20 protein-coding genes and 1 other RNA gene are annotated in these 25,536 nt (G+C 67.4%); 10 read left to right on the top strand and 11 right to left on the bottom strand.

The features are described from left to right. The first annotated feature begins 33 nt into the window (after positions 1–33). From miaB to AC1DCT_RS03975, 3 genes are read left to right on the top strand one after another with little or no spacing between them, the layout of a single operon-like run. On the top strand, positions 34–1,587 hold the full coding sequence (gene miaB / locus AC1DCT_RS03985) for a tRNA (N6-isopentenyl adenosine(37)-C2)-methylthiotransferase MiaB (RefSeq protein WP_477427609.1): 1,554 nt from the start codon (positions 34–36) through the stop codon (positions 1,585–1,587). After that, positions 1,584–2,558 (top strand): tRNA (adenosine(37)-N6)-dimethylallyltransferase MiaA, encoded by a 975-nt coding sequence (miaA, locus tag AC1DCT_RS03980; protein ID WP_477427608.1) that lies wholly within the window; start codon positions 1,584–1,586, stop codon positions 2,556–2,558. The genes miaB and miaA overlap by 4 nt, the downstream gene beginning before the upstream one ends. After that, on the top strand, positions 2,555–3,022 hold the full coding sequence (locus AC1DCT_RS03975) for a GNAT family acetyltransferase (RefSeq protein WP_477427606.1): 468 nt from the start codon (positions 2,555–2,557) through the stop codon (positions 3,020–3,022). The genes miaA and AC1DCT_RS03975 overlap by 4 nt, the downstream gene beginning before the upstream one ends. A 32-nt stretch (positions 3,023–3,054) precedes the next feature. Here AC1DCT_RS03975 and AC1DCT_RS03970 read toward each other — a convergent pair whose 3' ends face one another. Next, on the bottom strand, positions 3,055–5,622 hold the full coding sequence (locus AC1DCT_RS03970) for an ATP-binding protein (protein WP_477427604.1): 2,568 nt from the start codon (positions 5,620–5,622) through the stop codon (positions 3,055–3,057). Between the two features lie 16 nt (positions 5,623–5,638). Next, positions 5,639–5,890 (bottom strand): DUF4242 domain-containing protein, encoded by a 252-nt coding sequence (locus tag AC1DCT_RS03965; protein WP_440732097.1) that lies wholly within the window; start codon positions 5,888–5,890, stop codon positions 5,639–5,641. A 169-nt stretch (positions 5,891–6,059) separates the two neighbouring features. On the opposite strand from AC1DCT_RS03965, the gene AC1DCT_RS03960 reads away from it, so the two are divergent. Next, positions 6,060–6,431: a helix-turn-helix domain-containing protein gene (locus tag AC1DCT_RS03960; RefSeq protein WP_477427602.1), complete on the top strand. Its 372-nt coding sequence runs from the start codon at positions 6,060–6,062 to the stop codon at positions 6,429–6,431. Here AC1DCT_RS03960 and AC1DCT_RS03955 read toward each other — a convergent pair. Both AC1DCT_RS03955 and AC1DCT_RS03950 read right to left on the bottom strand, forming a co-directional pair. Next, entirely contained in the window at positions 6,413–7,051 is a 639-nt protein-coding gene (locus AC1DCT_RS03955) for a ClpP family protease (protein WP_440732095.1), read from the bottom strand. The two genes, AC1DCT_RS03960 and AC1DCT_RS03955, sit on opposite strands and share 19 nt — an antisense overlap. A 1-nt stretch (position 7,052) precedes the next feature. Then, positions 7,053–7,673, bottom strand: coding sequence for a ClpP family protease (locus AC1DCT_RS03950; protein WP_440732094.1), 621 nt, complete (start codon positions 7,671–7,673; stop codon positions 7,053–7,055). 165 nt (positions 7,674–7,838) lie between these two features. On the opposite strand from AC1DCT_RS03950, the gene dapF reads away from it, so the two are divergent. Continuing rightward, positions 7,839–8,711: a diaminopimelate epimerase gene (gene dapF, locus AC1DCT_RS03945; RefSeq protein ID WP_477427600.1), complete on the top strand. Its 873-nt coding sequence runs from the start codon at positions 7,839–7,841 to the stop codon at positions 8,709–8,711. Positions 8,712–8,817: 106 nt separating this feature from the next. On the opposite strand, the gene AC1DCT_RS03940 is transcribed toward dapF, so the two are convergent. Then, on the bottom strand, positions 8,818–9,459 hold the full coding sequence (locus AC1DCT_RS03940; RefSeq protein ID WP_441976060.1) for a class I SAM-dependent methyltransferase: 642 nt from the start codon (positions 9,457–9,459) through the stop codon (positions 8,818–8,820). Positions 9,460–9,533: 74 nt separating this feature from the next. Here AC1DCT_RS03940 and hflX point away from each other — a divergent pair, with 74 nt between their 5' ends. Continuing rightward, positions 9,534–11,039 (top strand): GTPase HflX, encoded by a 1,506-nt coding sequence (hflX, locus tag AC1DCT_RS03935; RefSeq protein WP_477427598.1) that lies wholly within the window; start codon positions 9,534–9,536, stop codon positions 11,037–11,039. 95 nt (positions 11,040–11,134) lie between these two features. Beyond that, positions 11,135–13,081, top strand: a complete 1,947-nt coding sequence (locus tag AC1DCT_RS03930; protein WP_477427596.1) for an MSCRAMM family protein — start codon at positions 11,135–11,137, stop codon at positions 13,079–13,081. A gap of 36 nt (positions 13,082–13,117) precedes the next feature. Here AC1DCT_RS03930 and AC1DCT_RS03925 read toward each other — a convergent pair whose 3' ends face one another. Then, a complete protein-coding gene (locus tag AC1DCT_RS03925) occupies positions 13,118–13,774 on the bottom strand; it encodes an SIMPL domain-containing protein (protein ID WP_441976063.1) in 657 nt (218 codons plus the stop codon). 181 nt (positions 13,775–13,955) lie between these two features. Between AC1DCT_RS03925 and AC1DCT_RS03920 the strand changes: the two genes are divergently transcribed. The 3 genes from AC1DCT_RS03920 to AC1DCT_RS03910 all read left to right on the top strand — a co-directional run bounded on the left by AC1DCT_RS03920 (position 13,956) and on the right by AC1DCT_RS03910 (position 15,598). Beyond that, positions 13,956–14,291, top strand: a complete 336-nt coding sequence (locus AC1DCT_RS03920; RefSeq protein ID WP_477427594.1) for a hypothetical protein — start codon at positions 13,956–13,958, stop codon at positions 14,289–14,291. Between the two features lie 179 nt (positions 14,292–14,470). Further along, positions 14,471–14,840, top strand: a transfer-messenger RNA (tmRNA) gene (ssrA, locus tag AC1DCT_RS03915). A 455-nt stretch (positions 14,841–15,295) separates the two neighbouring features. Further along, on the top strand, positions 15,296–15,598 hold the full coding sequence (locus tag AC1DCT_RS03910; RefSeq protein ID WP_477427592.1) for a hypothetical protein: 303 nt from the start codon (positions 15,296–15,298) through the stop codon (positions 15,596–15,598). Here the strand turns inward: AC1DCT_RS03910 and AC1DCT_RS03905 are convergent. The 5 genes from AC1DCT_RS03905 to AC1DCT_RS03885 all read right to left on the bottom strand — a co-directional run bounded on the left by AC1DCT_RS03905 (position 15,595) and on the right by AC1DCT_RS03885 (position 25,458). Further along, positions 15,595–18,042 (bottom strand): AAA family ATPase, encoded by a 2,448-nt coding sequence (locus AC1DCT_RS03905; protein WP_477427590.1) that lies wholly within the window; start codon positions 18,040–18,042, stop codon positions 15,595–15,597. The genes AC1DCT_RS03910 and AC1DCT_RS03905 overlap by 4 nt on opposite strands. Then, positions 18,035–18,589: a hypothetical protein gene (locus tag AC1DCT_RS03900; protein WP_477427588.1), complete on the bottom strand. Its 555-nt coding sequence runs from the start codon at positions 18,587–18,589 to the stop codon at positions 18,035–18,037. The genes AC1DCT_RS03905 and AC1DCT_RS03900 overlap by 8 nt, the downstream gene beginning before the upstream one ends. A 23-nt stretch (positions 18,590–18,612) precedes the next feature. Continuing rightward, on the bottom strand, positions 18,613–20,319 hold the full coding sequence (locus tag AC1DCT_RS03895) for an SIR2 family protein (RefSeq protein ID WP_477427586.1): 1,707 nt from the start codon (positions 20,317–20,319) through the stop codon (positions 18,613–18,615). 911 nt (positions 20,320–21,230) lie between these two features. Beyond that, positions 21,231–25,169, bottom strand: coding sequence for a helix-turn-helix domain-containing protein (locus AC1DCT_RS03890; protein ID WP_477427585.1), 3,939 nt, complete (start codon positions 25,167–25,169; stop codon positions 21,231–21,233). A 142-nt stretch (positions 25,170–25,311) separates the two neighbouring features. Continuing rightward, positions 25,312–25,458 carry a hypothetical protein gene (locus tag AC1DCT_RS03885; protein ID WP_477427583.1) on the bottom strand — a complete coding sequence of 49 codons (147 nt, stop codon included), beginning with the start codon at positions 25,456–25,458 and terminating at the stop codon, positions 25,312–25,314. Positions 25,459–25,536 lie beyond the last annotated feature (78 nt).

Below are 25,536 nucleotides of genomic sequence, written 5' to 3'. Positions count from 1 at the left end.
TTCCCGCCAGGCGAAAGTAGAATGGCAGGCACTATGACCATTCCCCTCTCAGAGCCCACGCTCATCGCGCCCTCCGCCGCGGCGCTCGATGAGGCCGGGCAGCGGCGCACCTATGAGGTGCGCACCTTCGGATGCCAGATGAACGTGCACGACTCCGAGCGTCTGTCGGGCTCGCTGGAGAGTGCCGGCTACGTCCGCGCCGCCGTCGACGACGAGGCGGACATCGTCATCATCAACACCTGCGCGGTGCGCGACAACGCCGCGGGCAAGCTCTATGGCACGCTGGGGCATCTGAAGAGCCGCAAGGACAAGCACGCCGGCATGCAGATCGCCGTCGGCGGCTGCCTGGCGCAGATGGACAAGCAGGCCGTGCTCGACAAGGCGCCCTGGGTCGACGTGGTCTTCGGCACCCACAACATGGGGTCCCTTCCGGGGCTGCTCGAGCGCGCTCGCCACAACGGCGAGGCCGAGCTCGAGATCCTCGAGGCGCTCGAGGTCTTCCCGTCCACGCTGCCGACCCGCCGTGATTCGGCGCACAGCGGCTGGGTGTCGATCTCGGTGGGGTGCAACAACACCTGCACCTTCTGCATCGTGCCCAGTCTGCGTGGCAAGGAGAAGGACCGCCGCCCCGGCGACATCCTCAACGAGATCCGCCTGCTCGTCGAGGACGGCGCGATCGAGGTCACCCTACTCGGGCAGAACGTGAACTCCTACGGCGTCGAGTTCGGCGACCGCGAGGCGTTCGGCAAACTGCTGCGCGCCGCCGGCGAGATCGAGGGCCTGGAGCGGATCCGCTTCACCAGTCCGCACCCGGCCGCCTTCACCGACGACGTGATCGACGCGATGGCGGAGACGCCGAGCGTCATGCCGCAGCTGCACATGCCGCTGCAGTCCGGCAGTGACCGCATTCTGCGCACGATGCGCCGTTCTTACCGCAGCGAGAAGTTCCTCGGGATCCTCGACCGCGTGCGCGCCAAGATCCCGAACGCGGCGATCACGACCGACATCATCGTCGGCTTCCCCGGCGAGACCGAGGAGGACTTCGAGGACACGATGCGCGTGGTCGAGCAGGCCCGCTTCGCGAGCGCGTTCACGTTCCAGTACTCGATCCGCGAGGGCACACCCGCCGCGACCATGGCGGACCAGGTCCCCAAGGAGGTCGTGCAGGCCCGCTACGAGCGGCTGATCGCCCTGCAGGAGCGGATCTCGCTGGAGGAGAACCAGAAGCAGCTCGACCGCGAGGTCGAGGTCGTGGTCTCCGTGGGCGAGGGCAAGAAGGATGCAGAGACGCACCGGCTCACCGGCCGTGCGCAGGACAACCGCCTGGTGCACTTCGAACTGCCGGAGGGCTCGGAGCGCCCGCGTCCGGGCGACGTCGTGACCGTGACGATCACGCACGCGGCACCGTTCCATCTGCTCGCGGATGCGGTCGACGGCGCGCCGCTGCGGATCCGCCGCACGCGCGGCGGCGATGCCTGGGACCGCGCGCAGTCGGAGTCGTGCGCGGTGCCGGCCGCGCCCGCAGCCGCCGGCGGGGCGCCGCGCGCGGTGTCGCTGGGGCTGCCGACGCTCCGCGCCGGAGTGTGAGCGCACCGGGCGGAGTGTCGGTCCCTGAGCCGGGCGAAGAGTCCGCCGACAGCGCTCCACGTCTGTGGGCGATCGTGGGTGCGACCGGCACGGGTAAGAGCGACCTGTCGCTGGACCTCGCACACGCGCTGGAGGCGCGCGGACGGCGCGCGGAGATCGTCAACGCCGACGCGATGCAGCTCTACCGCGGTATGGACATCGGCACCGCAAAGCTCCCGGTCAGCGAGCGGCGGGGGATCCCGCATCACCTCTTCGACGTGCTCGAGGTCACCGAGGACGCGGCGGTGGCCTGGTATCAACCGCATGCGCGCAGCGCGATCGAACAGATCCATTCCGGCGGCGCGGATGCGATCCTCGTCGGCGGATCGGGTCTCTACGTCTCCAGCGTGCTGTACGACTTCCGCTTCCCGCCGCGAGACGACGCGCTGCGTGCGCGTCTCGAGGCGGAACTGGACCAGCACGGTCCTGGCCCGCTGCTCGCGCGGCTGCAGCAGCAGGATCCGGCGACCGCCGCACGGGTCGATCCGAAGAACGGCCGCCGCATCGTGCGGGTGCTCGAGGTGCTCGCACAGGGTGAGCGCACCCACGGCGCCGCGCTGCCCGAGCAGCCGCTGCTGTGGCGTCCGCGCACGCGCGTGCTGGCGCTGGGCGTCGAGCGGGCGTCGCTGGTCGAGCGCCTGGACCGCCGTGTGGAGCGGATGTGGGAGCAGGGCATGCTGGCCGAGGTGGAGCGCCTGCGAGGCGATGGACTCGAGCAGGGCACGACGGCACGGCGTGCGATCGGCTACGCGCAGGCGCTGGCCCAGCTGACCGGCGTGCTCACGCAGGACGAGGCGATCGCCGAGACCCAGGCGCTGACCCGTCGGTACGCGCGGCGCCAGGTGTCCTGGTTCCGGCGATACGCCGAGGCGGAGTGGGTCGACGCGCTCGCGCCGATCGACGTGCAGGCCATCGTGGAGGAACGAGCATGACCACTGGGTTCACGATCAGGACCTTCGACCGGCGCGACACCGATGCTGTCGTCGCCCTCTGGGAGGACGCGGGGCTGACCCGCCCGTGGAACGACCCCTGCGCCGACATCGAGCGCAAGCTCGCAGTGCAGCCCGAACTCTTCCTCGTCGCCGAGGAACCAGTCGCGGACGGTGCTGGAACGGGCCCGGATGACACCAGACGGATCGTCGGATCCGTGATGGCGGGCTACGACGGGCACCGCGGCTGGCTGTACTACCTCGCCAGCGTCTCGGACCGGCGCGGTGCCGGCATCGGCCGCGCGCTCGTCGCCGAGGCCGAGCGGCTCCTGCTCGCCATGGGGTGCCCCAAGGTGCAGCTGATGGTGCGGGCCGGCAACGAGCAGGTGCTCGGCTTCTACGACGCGCTCGGCTATGAGCGCTTCGAGGTAGGCAACACGGGTAAGCGCCTCATCCACGACATCTGATCGGGCCGCGGACCGGATCCGGCTCGCGGCCGTCACACCGGCAGCAGTCCTCGCCGGGACGCCGCGGCGACCGCGCGCCCACGGGTGGGCTCGCCGAGTTTGCGGAGCACCGCGGCGATGTGGTGCTCCACGGTGCGCCGGGACAGGATGAGGCGCTCGGCGATCTCCGGGGTCGACAGGCCCTCACCGAGAAGACCGAGCACTTCGAGTTCGCGCGCCGTCAGCTGGGCGGGGTTGCCGCGAGCCTGCGCGCGGGGACGGCGCGGGAGCGCGAGCCCGTGTGCATGCCGGGTGCGCAGGATCGCCTCGATCGCTGCAACGGCGCCGAGCTGATCGAGTGCGCGCACAGCGTGGTCGACGACGGCGACGTCCGGATCGAGCATCGCCGCGTACGCGGCCCAGATGGGGCAGCCCCGGTCCGTCCAGGCCTGCACCGCCCGCGGATCGCCGGTCAGCATGAGCGCGAACGGCTCCGCCACGCGACCGGCGGCGGCGAAGGGCGCCCCACCGAGCATGCGCCACCACCCGAGCTCGCCCGTGGCCCATTCCTCGTCGTGGGCGAGAGCGAGCTCCCACGTCGATGCCGTCAGCGCGCCGATGGCCCCTGCGTCGCCCGTGAGCCAGGCGTGCTCGGCGGCGGCGCACACCGCGGGTGCGAGGCGCTGCAGCTCGCCCGCCTCCGCCGCCAGACGCTGCGCGAGCGCCAGCCTCGGCGTCGCGTCGGATCCGCGTCGAGCAAGGACCCGGGCGGCCGCTCCGGCTGCGGGCATGAGGGAGACCGGCGCCGTTCCGGCGTGGTCCAGCAGCGGATCGGCGGAGGCCAGCGCTTCGTCGAAGCGGCCTTCGTCGGCGAGCGCGAGGCTGAGGCATGCCGTCATGTATCCGGCCCACGAGTCGAGGTCACGGTCCTCGCAGAACGCGATCCCGGCGCTCAGGAACACATGCGCATCGGCGAGGCGCTTCTGCAGCACCGCTGAGGAGCCGAGATTGGTGTACGCCCTCGCCACATGCTCGGGAAGGTCGGCGGCTCGGGCGATGTCGAGACTGCGGGTCAGATCCCGCTGACCCTGCTCCACCCGGCCGGACTGGAGTTCGGCGGTGCCGAGGTTGTTGAGCGCGTGACTCTCGATGTCAGGACTGCCCAGAGCGCGAGCGAGTTCGAGCGCCTTTCGCCCCCAGTGCTCGACCTCCTCGGGTTCCTCGGCGAGCATGCGCAGCTGGGCGTAGTTGCTGTACGCCCAGGCCAGCTCCACACCCGGTGCCAGTTGCTCCAGGGTGGTGACGGCTCGCAGGCCGTAGCGTTGCGCATCGTTCCCGTGCCCGGAGAACCAGGAGAGGCGCGAGAGCCACCGCTCGTCGTCGCCGAGCCGCAGGGCGTCGCCGATGACCTCGTGCAGTTCGAGCGCCTGCTGTCGTGCGGTGAGCGCCTCCGGCAGCTGGTCGGTCAGATAGCACTCGTAGGAAAGCGCGACGAACAGTTCCGCCCGTTCGGTGGCGCTGATGCAATGCCGCACGGCGAGGCGGTAATGCTCCGCCGCCTCCCGGTGCGCGCTGCCGCGTGCAGCCTTCTCCGCGGCGGCGACGGCATGCGCCATCGCGGCGGCCTCGTCGCCGCAGCCCGCCGCGTGGTGTGCGAGGGTGCGGTGGTCCTCGGGGGTCCGTTCGGCCAGGGCACGCAGCGCTCGTCCGTGCAGCTGCCGACGGCGCACGGCCGACAGGCTCTGCTCGACCGCCTCGCGTGCGAGTTCGTGACGGAACCCCAGGGATCCGCCGACCTCGATGAGTACGCCCGCATCCGTGCACTCGTCGACGGCGTCCAGCGCTTGCCCGCTGATACGCGCGAGCAGCTCGGCATCGGCGCCCGCCCCCAGGATCGCCGCGGCCGCTGCCACGTCCTGGGCGGCAGGAGTCAGCCGGGAGACGCGGGCGAGGATCGCGTCGCTGACCGTGGCGGGAAGCGCAACGCCTCCGATCGCCAGGCTCTCGGTCACGAAGAACGCGTTCCCTCCGGTGCGCAGGTGGAGGGCGGTCGGATCCACCGCGTCGCCGGACTCCGAGATGAGTCGTGCCACGCCGTCGACGGTCAGCGGCGGTACGAGCAGCCGGCGCACCTCGGCGGTTGTGGCGAGATCGCCGAGCAGCGCGGTGAGCGGGTGACGGGCGGTGATCTCGTCGTGCCGATAGGTCGCCACCACGAGGACGGGAGACGTCTCGATGCGGCGAGCGAGATACCGGACCGCGTCCAAGGTCGCCTCATCCGCCCAATGCAGATCCTCGAGCACGAGCAGGGCGGGGGCCGCCGCGATCAGATCCCTGAGTTCGCGGAACAGTCGGATCCGGTCCCCGCCGGCGGTGACGGATGCGGCGATCTCCGGTATCGCGTCCTGGAAGGCACCGAGCGCGCCCGGTGTCGTGACGTTGTCCGCACCGCCGATCCGCACACGGCAGCGCGGGCGCGCCAACCGGGCGAGCGACCGCACCAATGCGGTCTTGCCGACTCCGGCCTCGCCGCCCAGGAAGATGACACGGCCGGTTCCGGCGAGCGCGTCGTCGAGATCGGTGACGAGCTCGGCCAGGAGGGCATCCCGTTCGACGAGCACGTCTCCATTCAACCGCTCAGACACCCTCGTTGACGAGATGGATCTCGTCGGCGACGAGACCGTGAGCCTCGCGGTGCACCGTGTTCGCGGCCTCCGCATCGGGGGCGTCGACGAGGCAGAAGATCTTGCCCGCGGACTCATCGACCCAGTACCGCAGGTAGTGCACGCCATGCTGATCCTGCGTGGCCAGATCCGCGGCATGCGCTGCGGCGACGTCGGCCATCGCCACCGGGCCGTCGAGCGTGTGAACATCCATGAAGAGCGCCATGAGCGTTTCCTTCCTTGAGGGCGCGGAGCTGTTCCGCTCTTCGATTCCATCGCTCGACGGCGCATCCGGAATCGGGGAACTCACCCATCTTCCGGCGGGCGATCGAGCGGGATTCTGCTCAGAGCGGATCCGGTCGCGTCCGCGCAGGAGCCGTGCCTAGCATGGCGCCATGACCGCGACCACTGACCCCTTCCGCACTGATCGCACCACCGCGCACGGGCCACGCACCAGCCCGGGCGGCGAACCCGAGCGGCTCTGGCGGAGCGTTGTGGGGGAGCTGCTGCGCGACGCCCGCACGGATCGCGGCGAGACGCTCGCTGAGACGGCGCAGCGTGCGGGCGTCTCGCCGCAGTACCTGTCGGAGATGGAGCGCGGACGCAAGGAGGCATCCAGCGAGATGCTCGCCGCGGTGTCCGGTGCTCTCGATCTCACCCTCCTCGATCTCACCCTCGGCGTCGCCGAGCGGATCACGATCGGCTCGGCGACGCCGATCCGGCAGCCCGCTCAGCCCGCGCGCGCCGCCTACGCGCTGGCCGCCTGAGCGTCTCCCGCTCCGGCGGGGAGCGCGCTCGGGGGAGCCTGCGTCACGACCTGATCCACGAGTCCGTACTCCCGAGCGGCCTCCGCGGTGAGCACGAGGTCCCGATCCGTGTCGGTGCGCAGTCGCTCGGCGCTCTGCCCCGAGTGCGCGACGAGGATCTGCTCCAGGCTGTCGCGCACGCGCACGACCTCGTCGGCCTGCAGGATGAGGTCGGGGATCGTGCCGCGGCCCTGCGCGGCGGGCTGATGCAGGATCACCCTGGCGTGCGGGAGCGCGGCGCGCTTGCCCGCGGCACCGGCCGCCAGCAGGACCGCACCGACCGAGACGGCCTGCCCGATGCAGAACGTCGCCACATCTGAGCGGATGAAGCGCATGGTGTCGTAGACGGCGAGCATGGCGCTGGGATCGCCGCCCTCGCAGTTGATGTAGAGCTGGATGTCCCTGTCGCTGCCGGTGGCGTCGAGATGCAGCAGCTGTGCCACGAGAACGTTGGCGACGTCGGCATCCAGCGGCGTCCCGAGATAGATCACCCGCTCGGCGAGCAGATGCGAGTAGACGTCCAGGACGCGATCGCCGCGGGACGAGGTCGCGATGACGTTGGGGACGAGGAACGAGGCCATGTCAGGCTCCTTCTGCGGTCAGGCCGATGCTCCGGCGAGTGGGACGAGGAAGTACTGCGGCGAAGTCCGTGGTGATCTCGTCGATGAATCCGTAGGCGAGCGCCTCCTCGGCGCTGTACCAGCGGTCGTGCAGCGAGTCCTCGAAGACGCGCTCGATGCTCTGCCCGGTGTCGTCGGCGACGAGACCGAGCACGGTGTCGCGCGTGTGCCGCAGATCCGCCGCCTGCAGCGCGACATCGACGGCGGTTCCGCCGATGCCCGCAGATCCCTGATGCAGCAGGATCCGGCTGTGCGGCAGCGCACGGCGCTTGCCCTTCGTCCCGGCCGAGAGCAGGAACTGACCGGCGCTGCAGGCGAGCCCGAAGGCGATCGTGGCGACGTCGCACGGCACGGTGCGCATGAGGTCGCGGATCGCGAGCATCGCGGGCACGGAGCCGCCGGGGGAGTGGATCCAGAGCGTGATGTCGGCGTCCGGATCCTCGGCGGCCAGGGCGAGCAATTGGGTCATCAGCAGCACGCCGTTGTCGTCGTCGAGCGCGCCGTCGAGTACGAGCACCCGGCGCGCGAACAGCATCCGCCGCGTGTCGGCGTCGAAGAGGTTGCGGGGCATGTCATCGGTCATGACCTCAGCGTGCGGCGACGTGCGAGGGCGGCGCCAGCAGATCTGCCGGGAGCGGATCTGCTCCCGGCAGAGCGGGCGGAACCGCGCCTCCGAGCGGGCGGAACCGCCGCGGGGAGGGTGCCGTCCGCGCAGCGGCCGCAGAAGCGCCGCCCCTAGAATCGAGGCATGGTCGCATTCACCAAGGGGCATGGCACGGGCAACGATTTCGTCATCATCGCCGACCCCGACGGTGCGCTGGAGTTCGGGGCCGACCAGGTCGCCGCCCTGTGCGACCGCCACTTCGGCATCGGCGCGGACGGCCTGCTGCGCGTGGTGCGCTCCGCCGCGCTCCCCGAGGGGACCGCCGCGCTCGCAGAGGACCCGGCCGCGGAGTGGTTCATGGACTACCGCAACGCCGATGGGTCCATCGCCGAGATGTGCGGCAACGGAGTCAGGGTGTTCGCGCACTACCTTCTCCGCACCGGCCTCGCGGAGCTCGCCGAGGGCGAAGCGCTTTCCATCGGCACGCGCGCCGGTGTACGCGAGGTCACGCGCAGCGCGGAGGGCTACCGGGTCGACATCGGCGGGTGGCGGCTCTCCGGCCATGATCCGCTGGCGCGTGCGACGGGCTTGAGCGTTCCGCGTCCGGGCCTCGGCATCGACGTCGGCAACCCGCACGTGGTCGTGGCGATCGCCTCCGACGCGGAGCTGGACGGCCTCGAGCTCACGAACGGCCCGGAGCTCGCTCCGATGCCCGAGCACGGCGCGAACGTCGAATTCGTCGTGCCGGCGGAACCGCTGGTGCAGGACGGCATCGGCCGGGTGCGCATGCGCGTGTTCGAACGCGGCGTGGGGGAGACCCTCAGTTGCGGAACCGGCGTGGTGGCGACCGCTCTCGCGGTGCGGCACTGGGCCGGCGCGGGCGCTCCCGACGAGTGGCTCGTGGAAGTTCCGGGCGGAACGCTCCGGGTGACGATGGCACCGGGAGCGGGGGGCGAGCACGCGTTCCTGTCCGGACCCGCCCAGCTCGCCTTCTCCGGCGAGATCGAACTCGTCTGATCGAGCTAGTTCGCCGTCAGGGACCGCGTATCCGGTCCCTGAGCCCGTCGAAGGGCCCGGATCCATGGGTCGGACGCTTCGACAGGCGCAGCGGCCGGTGCCTGGGCTAGGGCAGCTCGATGGCTTCGGTGCGCGGCGTGCCGTGCCGGCGCACCTTCAGCACGCGGAAGCCGCGGCCGGTCGTCGCGCGGTAGACGCTGTATCCGTCGGCGAACGTGGTCGCCAGCCAGCGCTGCAGCGAATCCGCTCCGAGGTTGCGGCTCACCACGAACCAACCGTCGGCGCGCTCGTCCAGACGCGGAACCCACCGCTCCAGCAGATCGTGCAACTCGCTCTTGCCGACCCGGATGGGCGGGTTGGAGCGGATGGTGCGGAAGCTCACGTCGGCGGGAACATCGTCGGGTGTGACGGCGTTGACATTATCGAGGCCGAGTTCCGCCGCGTTGCGACGGACCAGGTCGAGCGCCCGCTCGTTCACGTCCACGGCCCACACGGTCGCGTGCGGCGCGGCGAGAGCGAGCGACAACGAGATCGGACCCCAGCCGCACCCGAGATCGAGCAGATGCCCGCCGGGAGGCGGAGGCGGAGTGTTCGCGAGGAGCACGGAGGTACCGACGTCCACGTGATCGGGGCTGAAGACTCCGGCCGCGGTGGTGAGTTCGATCTCCTTGCCCGCGAGGGTCACCCTGATCCTGCGGAGGTTCTCGGGGCTGGCGGGGGCCGCAGTGAAGTAGTGGTCCGAGCCCATGGAGCGAGCGTAGCGGACACTCACAGCTAAAGTTAAGGCGCCCGTCTGAATCGGCGGGCACGAGAAAGGTGCGGATGACGCAGTCCACGACACAAGACGAGCACGGCGACGCGGTCGAGCGCGTCCTGGCAGCAGCGGAGCGACGGGCGGAATCGCACGTCTTCGGATCCGCACAGGCGCTGCAGGACACGGCCACCGCCGGCTACACCTCCGCCGACGGCGAGCAGTGGGAGGTGGAGGACCGGCACGCGCTGCGGCGCGTGGCAGGCCTGAGTACCGAACTCGAGGACGTCACCGAGGTCGAGTACCGCCAGCTCCGACTGGAGAACGTGGTGCTGGTCGGCGTGTATCCGCAGGGCGCGCAGGAGGACGCCGAGAACTCCCTGCGCGAGCTCGCCGCGCTCGCCGAGACTGCCGGTGCCGTCGTGCTGGACGGCCTGCTGCAGCGTCGGCCGCACCCGGATCCCGCCACCTACCTGGGTCGCGGCAAGGCCCAGGAGCTCAAGGACATCGTGGCCGCGGTCGGCGCCGACACGGTGATCGCCGACACGGAGCTCGCGTCCTCCCAGCGGCGTGCCCTCGAGGACGTCGTCAAGGTGAAGGTCATCGACCGCACCACGGTGATCCTCGATATCTTCAGCCAGCACGCCAAGAGCCGCGAAGGGCGCGCGCAGGTCGAACTCGCGCAGCTCGAGTACCTCCTGCCGCGGCTGCGCGGCTGGGGCGAGTCGATGAGCCGTCAGGCCGGTGGCCAGGTCGGCGCCGGCGGTGCGGGCATGGGCTCGCGCGGACCCGGTGAGACGAAGATCGAACTCGACCGCCGTCGCATCCGCACCCGCATGGCCATGCTGCGCAAGCAGATCCGTGACTTCAAGCCCGCCCGCGAGGCCAAGCGCGCTGAGCGCAAGCGCCACACGATCCCCTCCGTGGCGATCGCGGGGTACACGAACGCCGGCAAGTCCAGCCTGCTCAACGCGCTCACCAGCGCGGGCGTGCTCGTCGAGAACGCCCTGTTCGCGACGCTGGACGCCACCGTGCGCCGCTCGGAGACGACGGACGGCCGCGTCTACACGCTCACCGACACCGTCGGTTTCGTGCGCAACCTGCCGCACCAGCTCGTGGAGGCGTTCCGCTCGACCCTCGAAGAGGTCGCCGACGCGGACGTCATCGTTCACGTCGTCGATGGATCCCACCCGGATCCGGCCGGGCAGATCAAGACGGTGCGCGACGTGATGGGCGACGTGGGAGCGCGCAGCATCCCCGAGATCATCGTGTTCAACAAGGCCGATCTGCTGAGCGACGATGAGCGGATGGTGCTGCGCGGGCTCGTTCCCGGGGCCCATTTCGTGTCATCGCGCAGCGGTGAGGGCATCGCGGAGCTGCGTGCCGCGATCGACGAGGTGCTGCCGAAGCCGGCCGTCGAGATCCATGCCGTCGTGCCGTACGACCGCGGCGATCTCGTCGCGGCGGTGCACGAGACCGGCCTGCTGATCGAGGTCGCGCACGAGGAGGCGGGGACCCGCATCCATGCGCACGTCAACGAGAGGCTCGCGGCGGAACTCGCGCCGTTCGCGGTCTGAGGGCGGCGGCCGCGAGCGCTTCCGGGCGATCGAGGTCTTCTCGTCGGAGGGCGCCTTGGGCGGCGGCGGGCGCGGATCTCTGCCAACATATCGGTATGAGACGTACCGTCGCGTTCGCCGCCGCCGCTCTGACAGCGCTCACCGCCCTCGCCTTCGGCGTGCCCGCCTCCGCCGCGACCGGCACGCCCTGGGCCGACTGGGGTGATATGCAGGGGTCCAGCGGCGCGTACTCGGGGCACGTGCAGATCGCCTCGCCGCAGCTGCAGGCCGACTACACCAGCGATTCGCGCGGCGGATCCGTCGGTGTGATCTCCGGTGCCAGCGTCTGGCTGGCCGCATCGACCGACGTCGGGGCGAAGTACGGCAGCAGCCGCGACCAGCAGTATCTGAACCTGCGCCCGCGCGCCGACAACGCCACGTCTCCCTCCGAGACCACCTACACCTTCACTCGACCGACGCCGACCGTCAACTGGACGTTCGTGCTGGGCGACATCGACGCCGACAAGGTGAGGATCACGGCTCTCGGTCCTGACGGGCATACGCTCACCGCCGCACAGCTCGGTTTCCGCAGCGGGTTCAACTACTGCGCCCCCGGCCTCGCCGGCAAGCCGTCCTGCACGGGCGATGCCGCGGACGTGCCGAGCTGGGACCCCGCCACGACGACGCTCACCGGCAACCCGACCGCCACGGACACGAGCGGGGCGTCCGCCTGGTTCGAACCGAACGCGCCGATCGCCTCCCTGACGTTCGCGTTCACCCGCCGCGCCGGGTTCCCGGTCTACCAGACGTGGTTCGCGGCCATCACGCGCACGATCTCGGGCACCGTGACAGACACGAGCACCGGTGGGCCCTCGGACGGCACCGTCGTGCGTCTGATCGGATCCGACGGGTCCGTCCTGGGTGAGGCCACGACCTCGACCGATGGCACCTATTCGTTCCCCGATGTGCTGGCCACCGACGGCTATCGCGTGCAGATCACGCCGCCGACGGGCAAGATCTCCGACGACCCCTCCCGTACGGTGGACGTCTCGAATGCTGACGGGACGGCCGACTTCTCGGTGCGTGACATCGTTCCGGTTCCGGTGTCGGGAACCGCGCGCGACCAGCACGGCAATCCGGTCGCCGGTGCGACGGTGACGCTCGACGGCGGACGCACGGTCGTCACAGCCGCCGACGGCACCTATCTGCTCGACGACGTCCCCGTGGGGATCCACGCGGTCACCATCACCGCACCCGACGGCTATTCGGTGATCTCCTCGCCGAGCCCGTTCACCGTGCCGGGCAACGACGAGACGCCGATCACCGGGAAGGACTTCGTCCTGCAGGAGCTGCCGACGCTGTCGGGCACCGTGACCGCGGCAGGTCACGGAGTCGGCGGAGTGGTCGTCACGGCGGACGGTCCGGACGGCACGGCGCAGACCCTGACCGCCGCCGACGGCACCTACTCCTTCCCACGGCTTCCCTCCGGCGACTACACGGTCGCCGTTCAGGCGCCCCAGGGCTATGCCGTCTCCGGCGCCGCGTCCCGCGCAGAGGCGGTCGGGGCGCTGGACGTCACCGACGTCGACTTCGCACTCGCCCGTCTCGGATCCGTCGCGGGTGCGGTCACCGCGCAGGACGGCGGTGCGATCGCGAACGCCACCGTCACGGTGACCGGGCCCGACGGCGCCGTCACGGTCACGACGGACGGCGACGGCGGTTACGCCCTCGGTGACCTTCCGCCGGGGGAATACACAATCGCAGTCACCGTGCCCGACGGATACACCGGCGCCACGCCGGTCAGCCGCTCCGTCACGCTCACGGATGCCGGGGAGCTCATCGAGGGCCAGGACTTCGTCCTGACGCCGGTGGCGGTCACACCGACCCCCACGCCGTCCCCGAGCATCACGCCGACGCCCGCGCCGACGACGGTCCCGGGCGGCACAGGGGCGGGGGCGCTGCCGGCGACCGGAGCGGATCCGTTCCCCGCGCTCGGCGCGGCGCTCGTGCTGCTGCTGGCCGGGGCGATCACCGTGATCGTCGCACGTCGCAGGCGGGCCTGAGTCCGAGACCGCCCGCGAGGCGCGGTCCGTCGCCGCTCAGGCCGCGACGAACCGCGCCTCGACGGTCGCGGAGACGGTGAGGTCATCGCCCTGCAGCTCGAGCCCGGCGCCCGAGGGGGGAGCGGCGAATGCGCGCATCGCCTTCGGGGCCATGTCCGCGGCGGTGTGGTCGGTGATCAGGCCGGCATCCGCGATCTCGATCGGCTCGACCCTCGTCAGGCCCAGCGCGGTCGCATAGGCGCCGGCCCGTGTGACCGCCGTTCGCACTGCCTCGGCGGCGACCTCCTGCTCGACGCGTGCTCGCGTCTCAGGAGTGAGGATCCAGGAGGTTCCGGACACGGAGACGCCGTCCCAGGCGGACACCTCGGCCACCCACGTGGAGAGCTCGGCGAAGTCGGTGAAGGTGGCCGCGAAGTCGACCGAGGCGTGGTGCACGAGCGCGAGCCGCGTGCCGTCATTGCTCCAGGGGCGCTCCGAGCGCACGGCGAGCCGGCGGCTCGACCACGACTCGACGGCGCCGGATCCCTCGCGCGCGACGATGCTCGCACGGACCGGGTCGGCCAGTGCCAGAGTCCGTGAGACGACCGCCTCGCGGTCGGGCCCGTCCAGTGCGACGGACAGGGTGACGATGGCGCGCTCGGGCGCGATCCGCACCTCGTGCTCGCCGCGGACGGTGATGACGACCTCGCTCATGCCGCGACTCTACGGCACGGCCCCATCTCGCCGTCTTGGAGAGACCACCACGACGACGCCCCCCGTGGCGGGTGTGATGCCCGCCCGCCCTTCACGCCACCTCGGTGCGCGCGTAGACTTCGGCCACCGCGGCGCAGTTCCGCGCCACGGCGAAGAGAACTGCGTGAAGGAGGAAGACCAGATGAAACGACTGGCGATCGCCTGTGCGATCGCGCTGGGGCTCGTTGCAGCGGGATCCAGCGCGGCATATGCAGGCGAGACCAACGGGAACGGAGATCCGACATCCGGACCGTCCCACGCCGCGTCCGAATGCGCCTACTCAGGGCTCGACAGGATGGACTCGGTGGAGAACAACCCTCCGGGCTTCGACGACGACGCCATCGCGGTGCGGGGCAATCAGAGCCCTGGCGGCGTCGACAGGTATCACGGCGTGCAGTCCTACGGGTCGTTCGTGAAAGCCGGCCTGAAGGAGTTCGTGCCGTCACCGGGGGTGGCGTGCAACGGCGGCGGCAAGTGATCACGCGACATCGTCGTCACTGATCGGCAAAGATGCCCCGGGGGAGACGCCGGGGCATCGTCGCGGTCGGCCCGGAATGGCGCGGCTTCCGGATCCGTTGTAGTCTGTGATGCTCGGGTGCTACGGCTCCCGCTGGTAATTCCACAGAGTGACAGCGGCTCCTTCGCAAGAAGGACCACGGGGCTGATCGGTTTCGACAGCGCCTGTGAATCCACGAGAAGCGGGCCGAGGATGCAGGGTTATCTCGTGAACGCTCCCTGCAAAACAATAAGTGCCAATGCAAAGCGCACTGACTTCGCCCTCGCTGCGTAAGCGAGCCCGATAGTCCGTCAGGCCGTATGTGATTCCGATACGGATCCTGGCGTCATCTAGGAATCTTGCTGCGTGACGGCGTCTGGACGTCACGTGGGACTCTTCCCAGGCTGGGCTTGTCGACTTAGGTGTCTGTGACAAAGGTCGGAGCCGAGCAGAACGTCTGCACAGACTGCGCCCGGAGAAGGCGTGGAGACTCAGCGTTGGACGGGGGTTCGATTCCCCCCAGCTCCACGAAGGGACGCCCGAAGGGACATATGAAAGTTACTCTGATCAGGAACTTTCTTCGGTCCCTATCGGTACGTTCTCCGTCTCATTGGTTGTGGCCGTTGTCGCGTCTGTTGGAGTTCGAGGGAACCCCAGGTCTTCTGACCTGGGGTTTTCTTTTTTCCGTTTTGATTCCCGGCAGGTGGCTGGAGGCCATCGGTACGTCTTACGCGCTGTCCTTTCGTCCGTGTTGGGCCATCGGGTGGGGGTGCCTCGGGACCAGCGGTTCTGTTCTGTCCTGTGCTTCGCGTTGCTTGGCGAGTTCGACGAGTGCCTCGGCGAGGAGCTTCATGTCGGTGGGCCGATCAGGGTCCGACCACGCGATGAGTCTGCTGGGGCCGCGTCTGCGTCGACGTAGTGCGGGCTCGAGGTGGTGTTGCGCGCGAAGGGGGGGGGGCGATCGCGGCCTCCGCCCGCTGGCGCGCTTGAGCATCGAGGGTGGCAAAGGAACGGTAGGCGAGGCCAGCCGACTTCGCCAGGTCGGGCTGCGCGGCGACTGCCGCGTCGCGACGAGCGATGACGTCGGACTCGGAGAGGTCGTGGCCGAACAGATAGAAGTCTTGGAGCGCCCACTGCTGTTCCACTGTCAGACGTCGGAGGAGGTGCCCGCCAGTAGCACAGTCGGTGTGAAGACTCGTGCGGCGGGCAAAGAACTCTGCGCGGTTCAGTCGTGGCATGCGACCTTCCTTGCACAGGCATCCGAACAGAAGATGAACCCGCTGGCCTAGCTTGCGATCGCCGCGTCGTGTGACCACGCGTGTCGGGTGATTCCATGATCGAGGTCGAGTGATCGCTCGCCAAGTTCAATTGTCAGCAACTCGTCGCCTTCATAAGCAGGGCTAAGTTCAAGGGCGAGGTAGTCAAAGAGCTCGCGCTCGTGAACGGCAATGATTACTTGACGTTCGTGCTGTCTTGCCATCATTCGGATGAGCGCGGCGAACTGGGTGACGTGAACCTCGTCCATTGCCTGTACAGGGTCGTCGAAGACGAGACACGGAATCACGGGATCCACGGCGAGGTGAAGAGCGAGGAAGAGCGATAGTGCCGCGGTGTTGAGGTTTCCCGCGCTGAGCATCATCTGCGGGGAACCTCCTTCCCGTCCCCCGCGGTGAACAGTGCGAAGCGTCAGTTCCAAGCCGGCCTTTGACGACGTAGGGATACCGAACGACGGGATGAATCCTTCTTTTGGAGCGAGGCGGGAGAAGATGCTCATCCAGACGCTGTTGAGCGACTGGGTGAAGACGCGTTGGACGACATTGGTTCTGACTTCGGTTGCTGCATCGAAGACAGCGCGGGCTACTGCCTGCCGCCGACGGCCTTCCTTGACGCAAGCTTCCCACTCGCTCCTTCGCTGTGCCGCGTCAGCTACTCGTGAAATGGCGTCGGCGTGGCGCTGGAGAGCTTGATCCATCTGTTCCGCAGCCGAGATCGCGTCGTGCTGCGCAGCCGCTTGCTCGCCGATCTCATCGAGACGCGATCTCACTTCGGTGGACAAGACCTCCCAGATCTCTCGGACCGTGTCGCCGTCCGGGAGCGGACGACCCAATATGCTCGCGCATCGTGCGAGTTCAGTTCGGGCGAACTGTTCTTCGCTCGACGCTGTTTCCAGCTCTTCCACGCGATGACGTGCTCGAGTCTCAGCCGTACGGTTGGCCTGGCCGGCCTCAGCTGCGGGACGCAAGGGCTGCCACGCATCGCGAAGGCGTGCGAGCTCGGTCACGCGCTCCTCGAGCTCTCGCGCCTGCGTTGGTTCGAGCAGAGCGGCGGTGGTCGCCTCTAGCTCGGTCTGGGCGCGCGTGATCGTGGTCCGGAGGGCATCGCGTTCTTTTCGTAGATCGAGGAGAAGTTGCCCCTGCTGGCTGAGCCGAGTGATTTTGGCGTCGACATGAGTGCCCAGGTGTTCCGACCCGAGTTCCGCGTAGTCGCGATCACAGACTGGGCAGATTTCGCTCGTGAGGACCGTGCGGATGGATGCGAGGCCTTCGACGAGTGCCGTCGCGTGCTCTTGCGCGTCGAGGAGGCGCTCCTGCAGCGAGTCCAGGTGTTGTTGGTCAGAGTCGACGCGGGACCGGATAGTTTGCTGCTCGGTCCGCAACGCCGTTTGGGAGTCGACGAGACGCTGCACCTCATTCAGAGTCCGGGCGACGTCCGCGCCTGGGTCAGTATCGAGCACGACTCCGGCTGCGCGGGCTGCCTGCGCCCACGCCTCGATGCCAGGTCGGACCTCACGGTCCCAGCGGTCCCTTTGCTGCGCGGCTTCGTTTAGCTGATCGCGCGCGTGCGTGAGGTCATGGGCCGAGGTACGTGCAGCGGTGGCGTCCAGGCGTCCGCCGAGAGCGATGAGGTCCCGCTGGAGAGGCAGCAGTTGCGTGCGTTCAGTATCGACGTTCTGGTCGGCTACGGCACGGCGGATGGCAGCGACGAGGCGTTGATCCGAGTTCGCATCGGTCCGGCCAGCAGCGGCGTCAGCGGACGAGCTCTCAGACGGGTCGAGGTTCAGGGATCTGGCAGCGGCTTGGGTTGCCGCACGAGCCTGACCGATCTGGGCCCTGGCATCCGTGAGGTCCTGGGTGGTCTCTGTGAGATCCGCCTCGGCATGGTCGGCTCGCATGGCAGCGTCATCGAGGCGATCGGCAAGCTTCTTGAGGGAACGTAGGTCGTTGGCGGCGCTCAGACCCGTGCGGAGGGCATCGAGTTGTTCGAGGCCGAGGAGCTCATTGACGAACTGCGCCAGGGCCGATTCTTGCTTGCCTTCTCGGTGCTGGTAAAGCTCGAGGAGGCGCCCAAGAGAGGCTTGGTCGAGGTAGCAGCGTTCGCCGTAGAAGTTGGCGGCCTCGGCGGTCAGGGCCGGGGCGCCTTCGATTCTGCTGCCGCCGGCAGTCAGGGGTGCCGCGGGGCTGTCGCTGTCAGCGAACGAGCGATCTACCTCGACACGAACGGTGGCGAAGTCCTGCCCAAGGGTGGGCAGGTGAGCGGTGTAGCGAGGGTCTTGTCGTTGCAGACTTCGGATCTGCCCCGTCAGGCCGAGTTCGAGGGCTGAGAGCACGCTTGTTTTCCCCGCGCCATTGGCTCCGTGGATCAATACGATCGGGGCGTCGAGCGGCAGCGTCCGAGTGCCTTCCAGACGTCGGAAGTCGGAGATCGTGATGCGGCGGATAGGGACGTCAGTCATCGAGGGCGCCCTCGGGCGCAGTTCCGACGACACCGGCGTTGACATAGGTGCGTAGCGCCTCACGAACCTCGTTGGGGCCCTCGATCGCCGCTCGTACCAGCGTGATGCGCTCGGATGTGTCCGGTCCGAGCCCAAGGGTTGCCAAGACCTCGTTTACGGGGTCGCTTCCGTGCATGAGTACGGCCGCAGGCAGATCGAGGGGGAGGAGCACGGCGATCGCGCGTTCGACCTCCTCCTCGCTAGGATCAGCGGACTCAATGTGCAGCACGCGGGCGTGGCGGTCGAGTTCGCTTCGGTCGCCGGCGGAAAGCTCACCGACGATCACGAGAGTGACTGGCCGCCTGGACTGCGCGAGATCGAGAGAACGCGCCAGACCCGCGATGAGCCGCTGAAGACGGAGCGTTGGCAGTCGGTCAGTGGCCACCAGGACGAGGTCATGAGAACGTCCTGTACCCCGGGCGGCCGCTTCGAAATCGAACTCCATTCCGGTGACGATCAAGGGCTTAGGGAGCCGCTGGTAACCGCCACGCTCCAGCACGGTCATCACCAGCTCAGCGTTCGGTGTTCCGGTCACGAGAAACCTCCAGCGAGCTTGAAAGCGGCGTACAGATTGTCCGCCGACTCCGCCGCGTCGTGCAGATCCTCGATGTTGATCCGGGCGGCGCCGGTGGAGCCGACGCGCCCATACTTCGGCCGCGGCGAACGCACCACAGCGGTCGGTTCCCGTTCGGCCAGCACGATGAGCGTGTTTGGGTCGTCCTCGTCGGCGAGCCCATCCACCGTGAGGGCGATCGCGGCGGCGGTGTCCTTGACGAGGAAGACGCGTACCTCGCGAGGGGCTGCGGCGCTCCGCGGCGCGGCGAGTCGAAGGACGCCCTCCTCCGCTGCACTTGTCGTCCCCGGACGGATTGTCCAGTCGCCGGCGAAGTGTCCGCGTCCGAGCAGCGAGATCGCCACTGCCAGCCGGCCGAACGCTGCTGCCGGGAAATCGGGGTTCTGCAAGGCATCACGGATTGGACGGTCGGAGAGCGGTTCGTACTTGGAGGCACCAATGGCTGGAGCGCGTCCGGTCCGGAAGACGCGGAGCACCAAGATGCTTAGGTCGAGCAGTTGAGTGAAGAATGCACGGTTGTTCGGCTCCGCGTGCCCAGCCAAAGTGTCCCGGACGTGAAGGAGGTCGACGCGCAGACGCTCGACCTCGGTCTCGCTCCAAGATGAGTTGACTGGCAGGCACGACAATACCGCGAAGAGCTTGTCGGTCAGTGTCCAGAGAAGCAAGGCCAGCAATGTCGGCTTCGCGTAGGAACCGAGAATCGCCGAATCGTTGATCTCGGAGGGGTGACTTTCGTACTCAGTGCGGTAGGTCGCCTGGAGGACATGACGATGGTGCGGCTGTAGTTGCTCCTCGGCCAAGACAACTGCCGGCGGTGTGTGTGGCCAAGGTCGCTGGAGGTCTTCGATTGATCGGGTGATCATCGTGTGCATGTCTGCGTCTTGGAGCGAGAGGCCGATGACGAGGGAGGGATGGTCGGTGTAAAGGAGCTCCAGGTGCGTGCGCATCACCCGGTTCTCGTTCCGTTCGGTCCAGCCGGAAATCTGCTGGTGGCGCGCAATGAGAAGACCCCGATACGTAATCTCATCGTCGCGTGCACGCACCGCGCATCCGTGGAACTTGATCAGCTGCGCCCGACGGCGGCTCTGCCGAAAGTCCTCTCCGCGGACAATGACACGAACGACCGCATCTGGCTCATCGGCCACTTCGGCGAGCGCCCGTTCGATGAGCCCGTCCCAATTGGCGGTGACAGCCGAGCCGACAACGCCCTCCAGGATGAGTAGAGCGATGCAGAGGTGCTCCACATCCGGTTCGAGTGCAGGGTCGCCGTAGGTGGCCGGGACGTCCAAGCCAGACCAGACGAGGTAGTCAGCGGGCTCTCCCGACACGGGGATGTCGAGGACCTCGTCATACCTCGAGGTCAAGCGCCAAGTAATTCCGTCGCAGTCTGCCCACGAGGCCACGGGGACGGTGAGGTCGATGGCATCGATCTGACCTTGAGACAGGCCGGCGAGGGTCAGCGCCTCCTTGAGCGCTGTGAGGTACGGACAGTCAGGATTGGCGGGATCGACGTTGGTTCGGAGCGTTTCAAGGACGCGGACAAGGAGCTCCTGAACGTTGGGAACCACGTCGCGCGAAATGCCCGATCCTAGCCACAGGACGTAATCGCCAGCCTCGAACGAGGTAGCAAAGTCCGAGAACGACTGCTCAAGCTGTGCCAGCACCCCAGCGACCGTACGCACCGGCGAAAGGCTCATCAGTTCGTTCCCGCCGGGGCAACAGACGACTCGTCATGAGGGCGTTCGGCCGAGGCGAGGAACGGGTGCATTAGTCCATGCTGGCACTGAGCCGGCTCGGACGCGAACCCTTGTTGCGCGACTACTCGCATGTCCGGGTCGTCGTCGAGGCGACTACCCGGACATCAACCTATAACCGCCTGAGCTCGCGTCGGACTGCGTACTCGGTGGTCCCGATCACAGTCGCGATCCGCGCAACCGACATCTGCTGTTCCCGTAGTCGGCGGGCGTCCGTGATCTCCTCGCTCGTCAGCGTGCGCTTCTTCACGCTGCGCGTCTGCACGCCCGCGCGCTTGAGGTGCTCGCCCACGGTCGTGCGGTGTATGCCGAACCGGTGCCCAAGCGCGTAGACGGAATCGCCCCGCTATAGGCCCGAACAAGCTCTTCCACCTCACTGTCGCTGAGCCGTCGGACTCGGTTCTGGAGGCTCTTCTTGTTTCGATTCTCTCTAGGTGTCTTGCCTCTGGCGGCATCCGAGATCAGCGCAAGTACCGGCTTTTCGGACCCCTGGCTATTCGAGTAGGTTCTCAGGACGTCCACGAAGAGGCGGTCGATGAGACAGGCGATGGCTCAAGTGAATATGCCTCTGAACAGGTATTGCGCTCGTGCTTCGTCGGTACATGTGTCTTGAGACTGGCCTCAGCCGCTGTCGCACTGTAGAACGCGAGGAAAACCCTGGGTCGCTCTGACCTGGGGTTTTCTCGTTCCTGTGTTTGTATTCCCCGAAGCTCAGTCAGGATCATCGGATCGACCCGACGAGGCGGACGAGTCGAGCGTTCCTTGAGGATTTGGGGTCACGATCAAGCACGAACTCCGGGGGCGTTCTTGCGGGAGCGACCCTATCCGTCGTCGGAACGTCGCTCCGAGTCGGCATCGTGATGTTCGGCCTCACGCGCGTAGTCCTCGGCTAGGCCGCGGAGAATTCTGGCCGTGCGGGGCCACTTGCTGCTGATCTGCGTCGACCATGCTTGGTAGGTTTCTTCCAGCGCCCTCTCCTGGGCTCCGCCGTCAAAGACATTGCGCGAGTGCACGCCGCGCTGGTTATAGCGGCCGATCGCAAGCCCGGTATCGAGCCGTGTGCTGCCGGTGCCCTCGATGATCTCGCGCACTGGCTCGGCAGGCCACGCGCCGTCTGTGCCGATAGGGCTAGTGGCGAGAACTTCACCGATGACCTCGTCGCCGATGGAAGCCCGTGCGCTCTCCGAGAAGGCGAGCCGTGCCGCCCGGACCCAAGTCGTGAGGTGCTCCGCGTCGATCGCGTCATCAGGTCGCGCACCAGGAATCTCGCTCCACTCATGAAGCACACTCCACGCCAGGTGCGCGCGTGCTTGATCATGGGCGGATGGATCGCCAGCTGGCTCGTTCTCGCCTCGATAGACCGTGCTGACGAGCGCGACGAATTCGGCGGGGTTCGCGTTCAACAGCCTGTAGAGGGCTGTCGATGGTCGATGATCATGGAGAAGATCGAAGAAGGTGAACTCGAATACCGGCAGTCGTGGGTGATCGGGTGTCTCTTGCTCCAAGTAGGCGAGTGCCTGTTCGAGGTAGTACGACGTCATCTGATGGTCCGTGAGTGGCTCGTCCGTCATCACAAGCGCATTTACAACGAACTCGACAATCGACACTGTTGGCTTCGGTTCATTGTCCAGTGAGTAAGAGAGAAGTTCGAGTGCTTGCCACGGACGTCCGCGGTCGCAGAGGAGGCGAAGGGCGTCCTCGAGTTCGTCTGGCTCGACCTGGAAAGCGCGGACGCTTCTCCAATAGCGGTCCTGGAGCGGATCCGAAAGCGTCGAAGCCCACTCCCACACCGCGCGTCCGAATGGAAGCATGCCCAAGGCGTTGATCTGGGCGCGCTCGCTCTCGACGTGACCCGAGTTGAGAATTGTCGTGAGCCCCGACAGGCCGTTCTCGGTGATGCGGCGTCCAACGAATGCGAGCGCGACCTGGGCGAGGTTTTGCTGGTCGCTGTCGAGCCAGTCGAGAAGTTCGTCGTCAGGCGCATCGGTTCGAGCACCGAGGGCGGTGCCGAGCGCGCGCGCGTCTTCGACGGCGAGGGCAAGCCTGGTGAGTGCATCGATTCCTTGCGGAAGAACAATTTCCACCGCTTCGCGCTGCAGACGATCTCGCTCGACGCGGTACTCGTCGGTTGACCGGGACACCCCCGGGATCGGGGTCCGCCACCCGAAGGCGCTCACGAAGCGCTCTGGATCGTCGGCTGGCTCGATAGCAGCAGCGATGGCCTCGAGGCGCACCACATGCTCTTCCGGCATCGCCCACTCACTCGAGCTGAACTCGCGATGTTGGAGTGTCTCCTTCTCGATTGCCCGCCAGATGGACGTTCGTTCGCTCTGAGACCAGGTGTCTGTCTGCGTGGCCTGCTGGAGCGCGTCGAGCGCGATATAGCGGAAGGCCTGCGGTATCTCATCGACCTTCGGAATGAGGTCACACCATCGAGCGGCGTTGACTCCGACGGCATCGACGGACAAGCCCGTGATCGCCTCAGTGAACTTGCCCCAGTCCGCCCACGTCACCGATTCCCTCGAGGCGGTCCAGTCTCGATGCTTCGGCTTCTGTGGTGGGAACGCCACAGCGTGACGAGAGGGAAGTAAGGCGAGGATGAGTTTCCATCCCACCTCTGGGTCTCGTTGGTGGAGCTGGCGAGCAAACTCGATCTTGTCGTCAACGCTCGCACCGCTGTTCACGAGCCAGCCGAGTTCGACACTCGCGAGGCTATCGGTGGGGCGATTGCTGAGTCTTCCCCCCGGGTCGATTCGCGTGAGCTTGGCCAGCATCGACGCGCTGCGCGAGAAGTAGACGGGGGACCAGCAGAGCAGCTCGAGTGCCCAGAGCAGACTGGGGTGCGGGGACGAGGAGCCCCAGAAATCGGTGGACTTGTCTCGAAAGAGGCCGGCCAACTGCGGTTCGGTGGCGCTGAGATCGTTGTCGACCGCATCGAGGAAGATGTCGGGTGACGCTTCGGCGAGAGCAGGCAACGATGTTGAGAGCAGACTCCAACCAGTGCCCTCGTGGGTGCTCGCCTCTGTCAGGAGTCGATAAACGATCCGGTCGATCTGAAGCTGAATCTGGAAGGTGGGTAGATCGTCGCTCGTGGCTGCGGCGAGCGCGAGAGCATTTGCGATTCCACGTTTCAAAGTCCCGGAAGTTGGCGGCCGTACACCGCTAGCCTGCGCCTGCATCCGTTCGAAACTGCTCATTCCGTCGTACGGGTCTGTTTCCAGGAGCACCTCAAATGCGACATCGGACCAGACCCGGTAATTGTCCGTGGTGAGCTTCGGGAGGAGGCTGAGTGCCGCCTCCGCAGGGGACGCGAGTGTCCAGTTGCCCCCAGAGCGCACGAACGGAGGGTCCGGCTTGGTGGCGAGCGAACTCAGGAGGCGCTCGATCTGAGCCTTTGATACTCCGGTGAGTCGTTCGATCACCTCCCGGTCACCGTCCGAGTTCGTCCATGAGCCAGCGCAGATCAGCGGAGCAATAACCGCGGACGTATCTGCTTGTTCGGCCCAGGGAGGGAGATGATAGCGGGACTCGCGCCCAATCCTCCGGAACAGGGCTGGCATGCTCCTGCGCGCGAGCGCTACGAGCTCGTCCACATCCTGATCGGTGACCTCGCGCAATGCTGCAGCACCCTCGGCCCGTCCGATTCGCGGGAGAGCTATGTGCCGGTCTCCGTGCACGATATCGTCGGTGCCGGCAGGCAAGATCACCTGGTGGCCGCGGTCAGTCGCAGCGGCCAGGTCGAGCCCATCCCTATGCAGCGGAATGAGAATCAGCTGCTCACGGGACTCCGAGATCCGCTGCCACGCAGACTCGTCCTGCACGACGACAATCCGCTCGCGAGCACGGTCGACATTTGCGGTCGCGGCGAAGACAAAAGCGATGACCTCGTCGGTCCACGGAGCAGAGACCGTTATCGGTTCAGCGTTAGGTCCCGCGCTAAGGAAGCTCGCGAGCTTCTCAGACTCGGACTCGCGACCCGCGATGAAAAAGCTCTCCGGAAGCTTCGGGCTGGTACGCGATGAGAATCGATCCCACCATGTCGTGATCGTGTACGCATCGCGCGGCCGATAGCCCAGACGCTCAGACAGCCAATAGTGCACAGCTGGCGCCGTGAGCAACCACGCTTCGATCGAATGAGCGTCCAGGATGCGCACTCCAGCGAAATGCCCATCGCGCGCTCGTTCGATGGCCCAGTTTTGACCTCCCGTCCAATTTCGAGGCGTTGCGAACACGAACGTTGCACCGGAGTCTTCGGCAACTGGAGGGACGCGCTTGTCGTAGTCGCTCTGCGCCTTCTGCTTAGGTTTCGCATCCGTGCCTAGTTCAAAGCGAAGCGGTCCGGACGGCAGCACCGTGGCACCGATCGAGTTCGCGGCGCCGTCCCACCCAGGTGCCGCTACGCCCTCATGGGCGCGCATCTCGAGATTTGTAATGCCCGGCGTACTGGCGAGGAGGCGGCGGATAAGGTCAGGGAACGCGCCCTTGGCATCCAGCGTTGCGCCCCATCGATCAATGTCTATGGCGCGAGCAAGCTCCGGCCCGATGGCGCTGAACGAAGGGGCAGCGACGGACTTCGATTCGCCTCGCTCTCGTGCCACTCGTTCGATGTACTCGCGCGAGAAACGGTGCGCCGAGGAGCCGGGAACGCGGGACGACACCAAAACTCCTGACTTCACCCAGTTGCGTACCGTGTTCTCGTGGACACCGAGGGCGGTGGCCGTCTGTCGTACGTTCAGAAACTCGCCCGAGTCACCATTCATGACAGTAATCTGTCAAATTGTTGACTTTGTGTACAGGCTCCCCTGCGAGTCAAGCGCCTCCCAATCACGCGCACAGCCTCCGCAGCGCTGCGTTTGGGGCAATGGTTCACAGAAGGAGTGTTGTCGCGCCCGCACCTAGAATTCAGTTCGTCAGGTTCGGCTTGCGGTCGACGGTGCGTCGTCGGATGCATTCTGCATCGAGCGTCCGCGCCACGACCCGGCCGGTGAGTTCGAGTCCCTTCGCAATGGTGCTGACCGGAGTACCGCGCGTGCCGAGTTCGATGGTCATCCGGTCATCCGACGAGTCTCGGCTTCGAGCTCAACTCGTGGCTTGGCTCGCCGTGTGACGCCGTGGCGTTCAAGGTGA

Source organism: Microbacterium sp. 10L49 (assembly GCF_056395125.1).
This window is presented reverse-complemented; position numbering and strand designations above follow the sequence as displayed.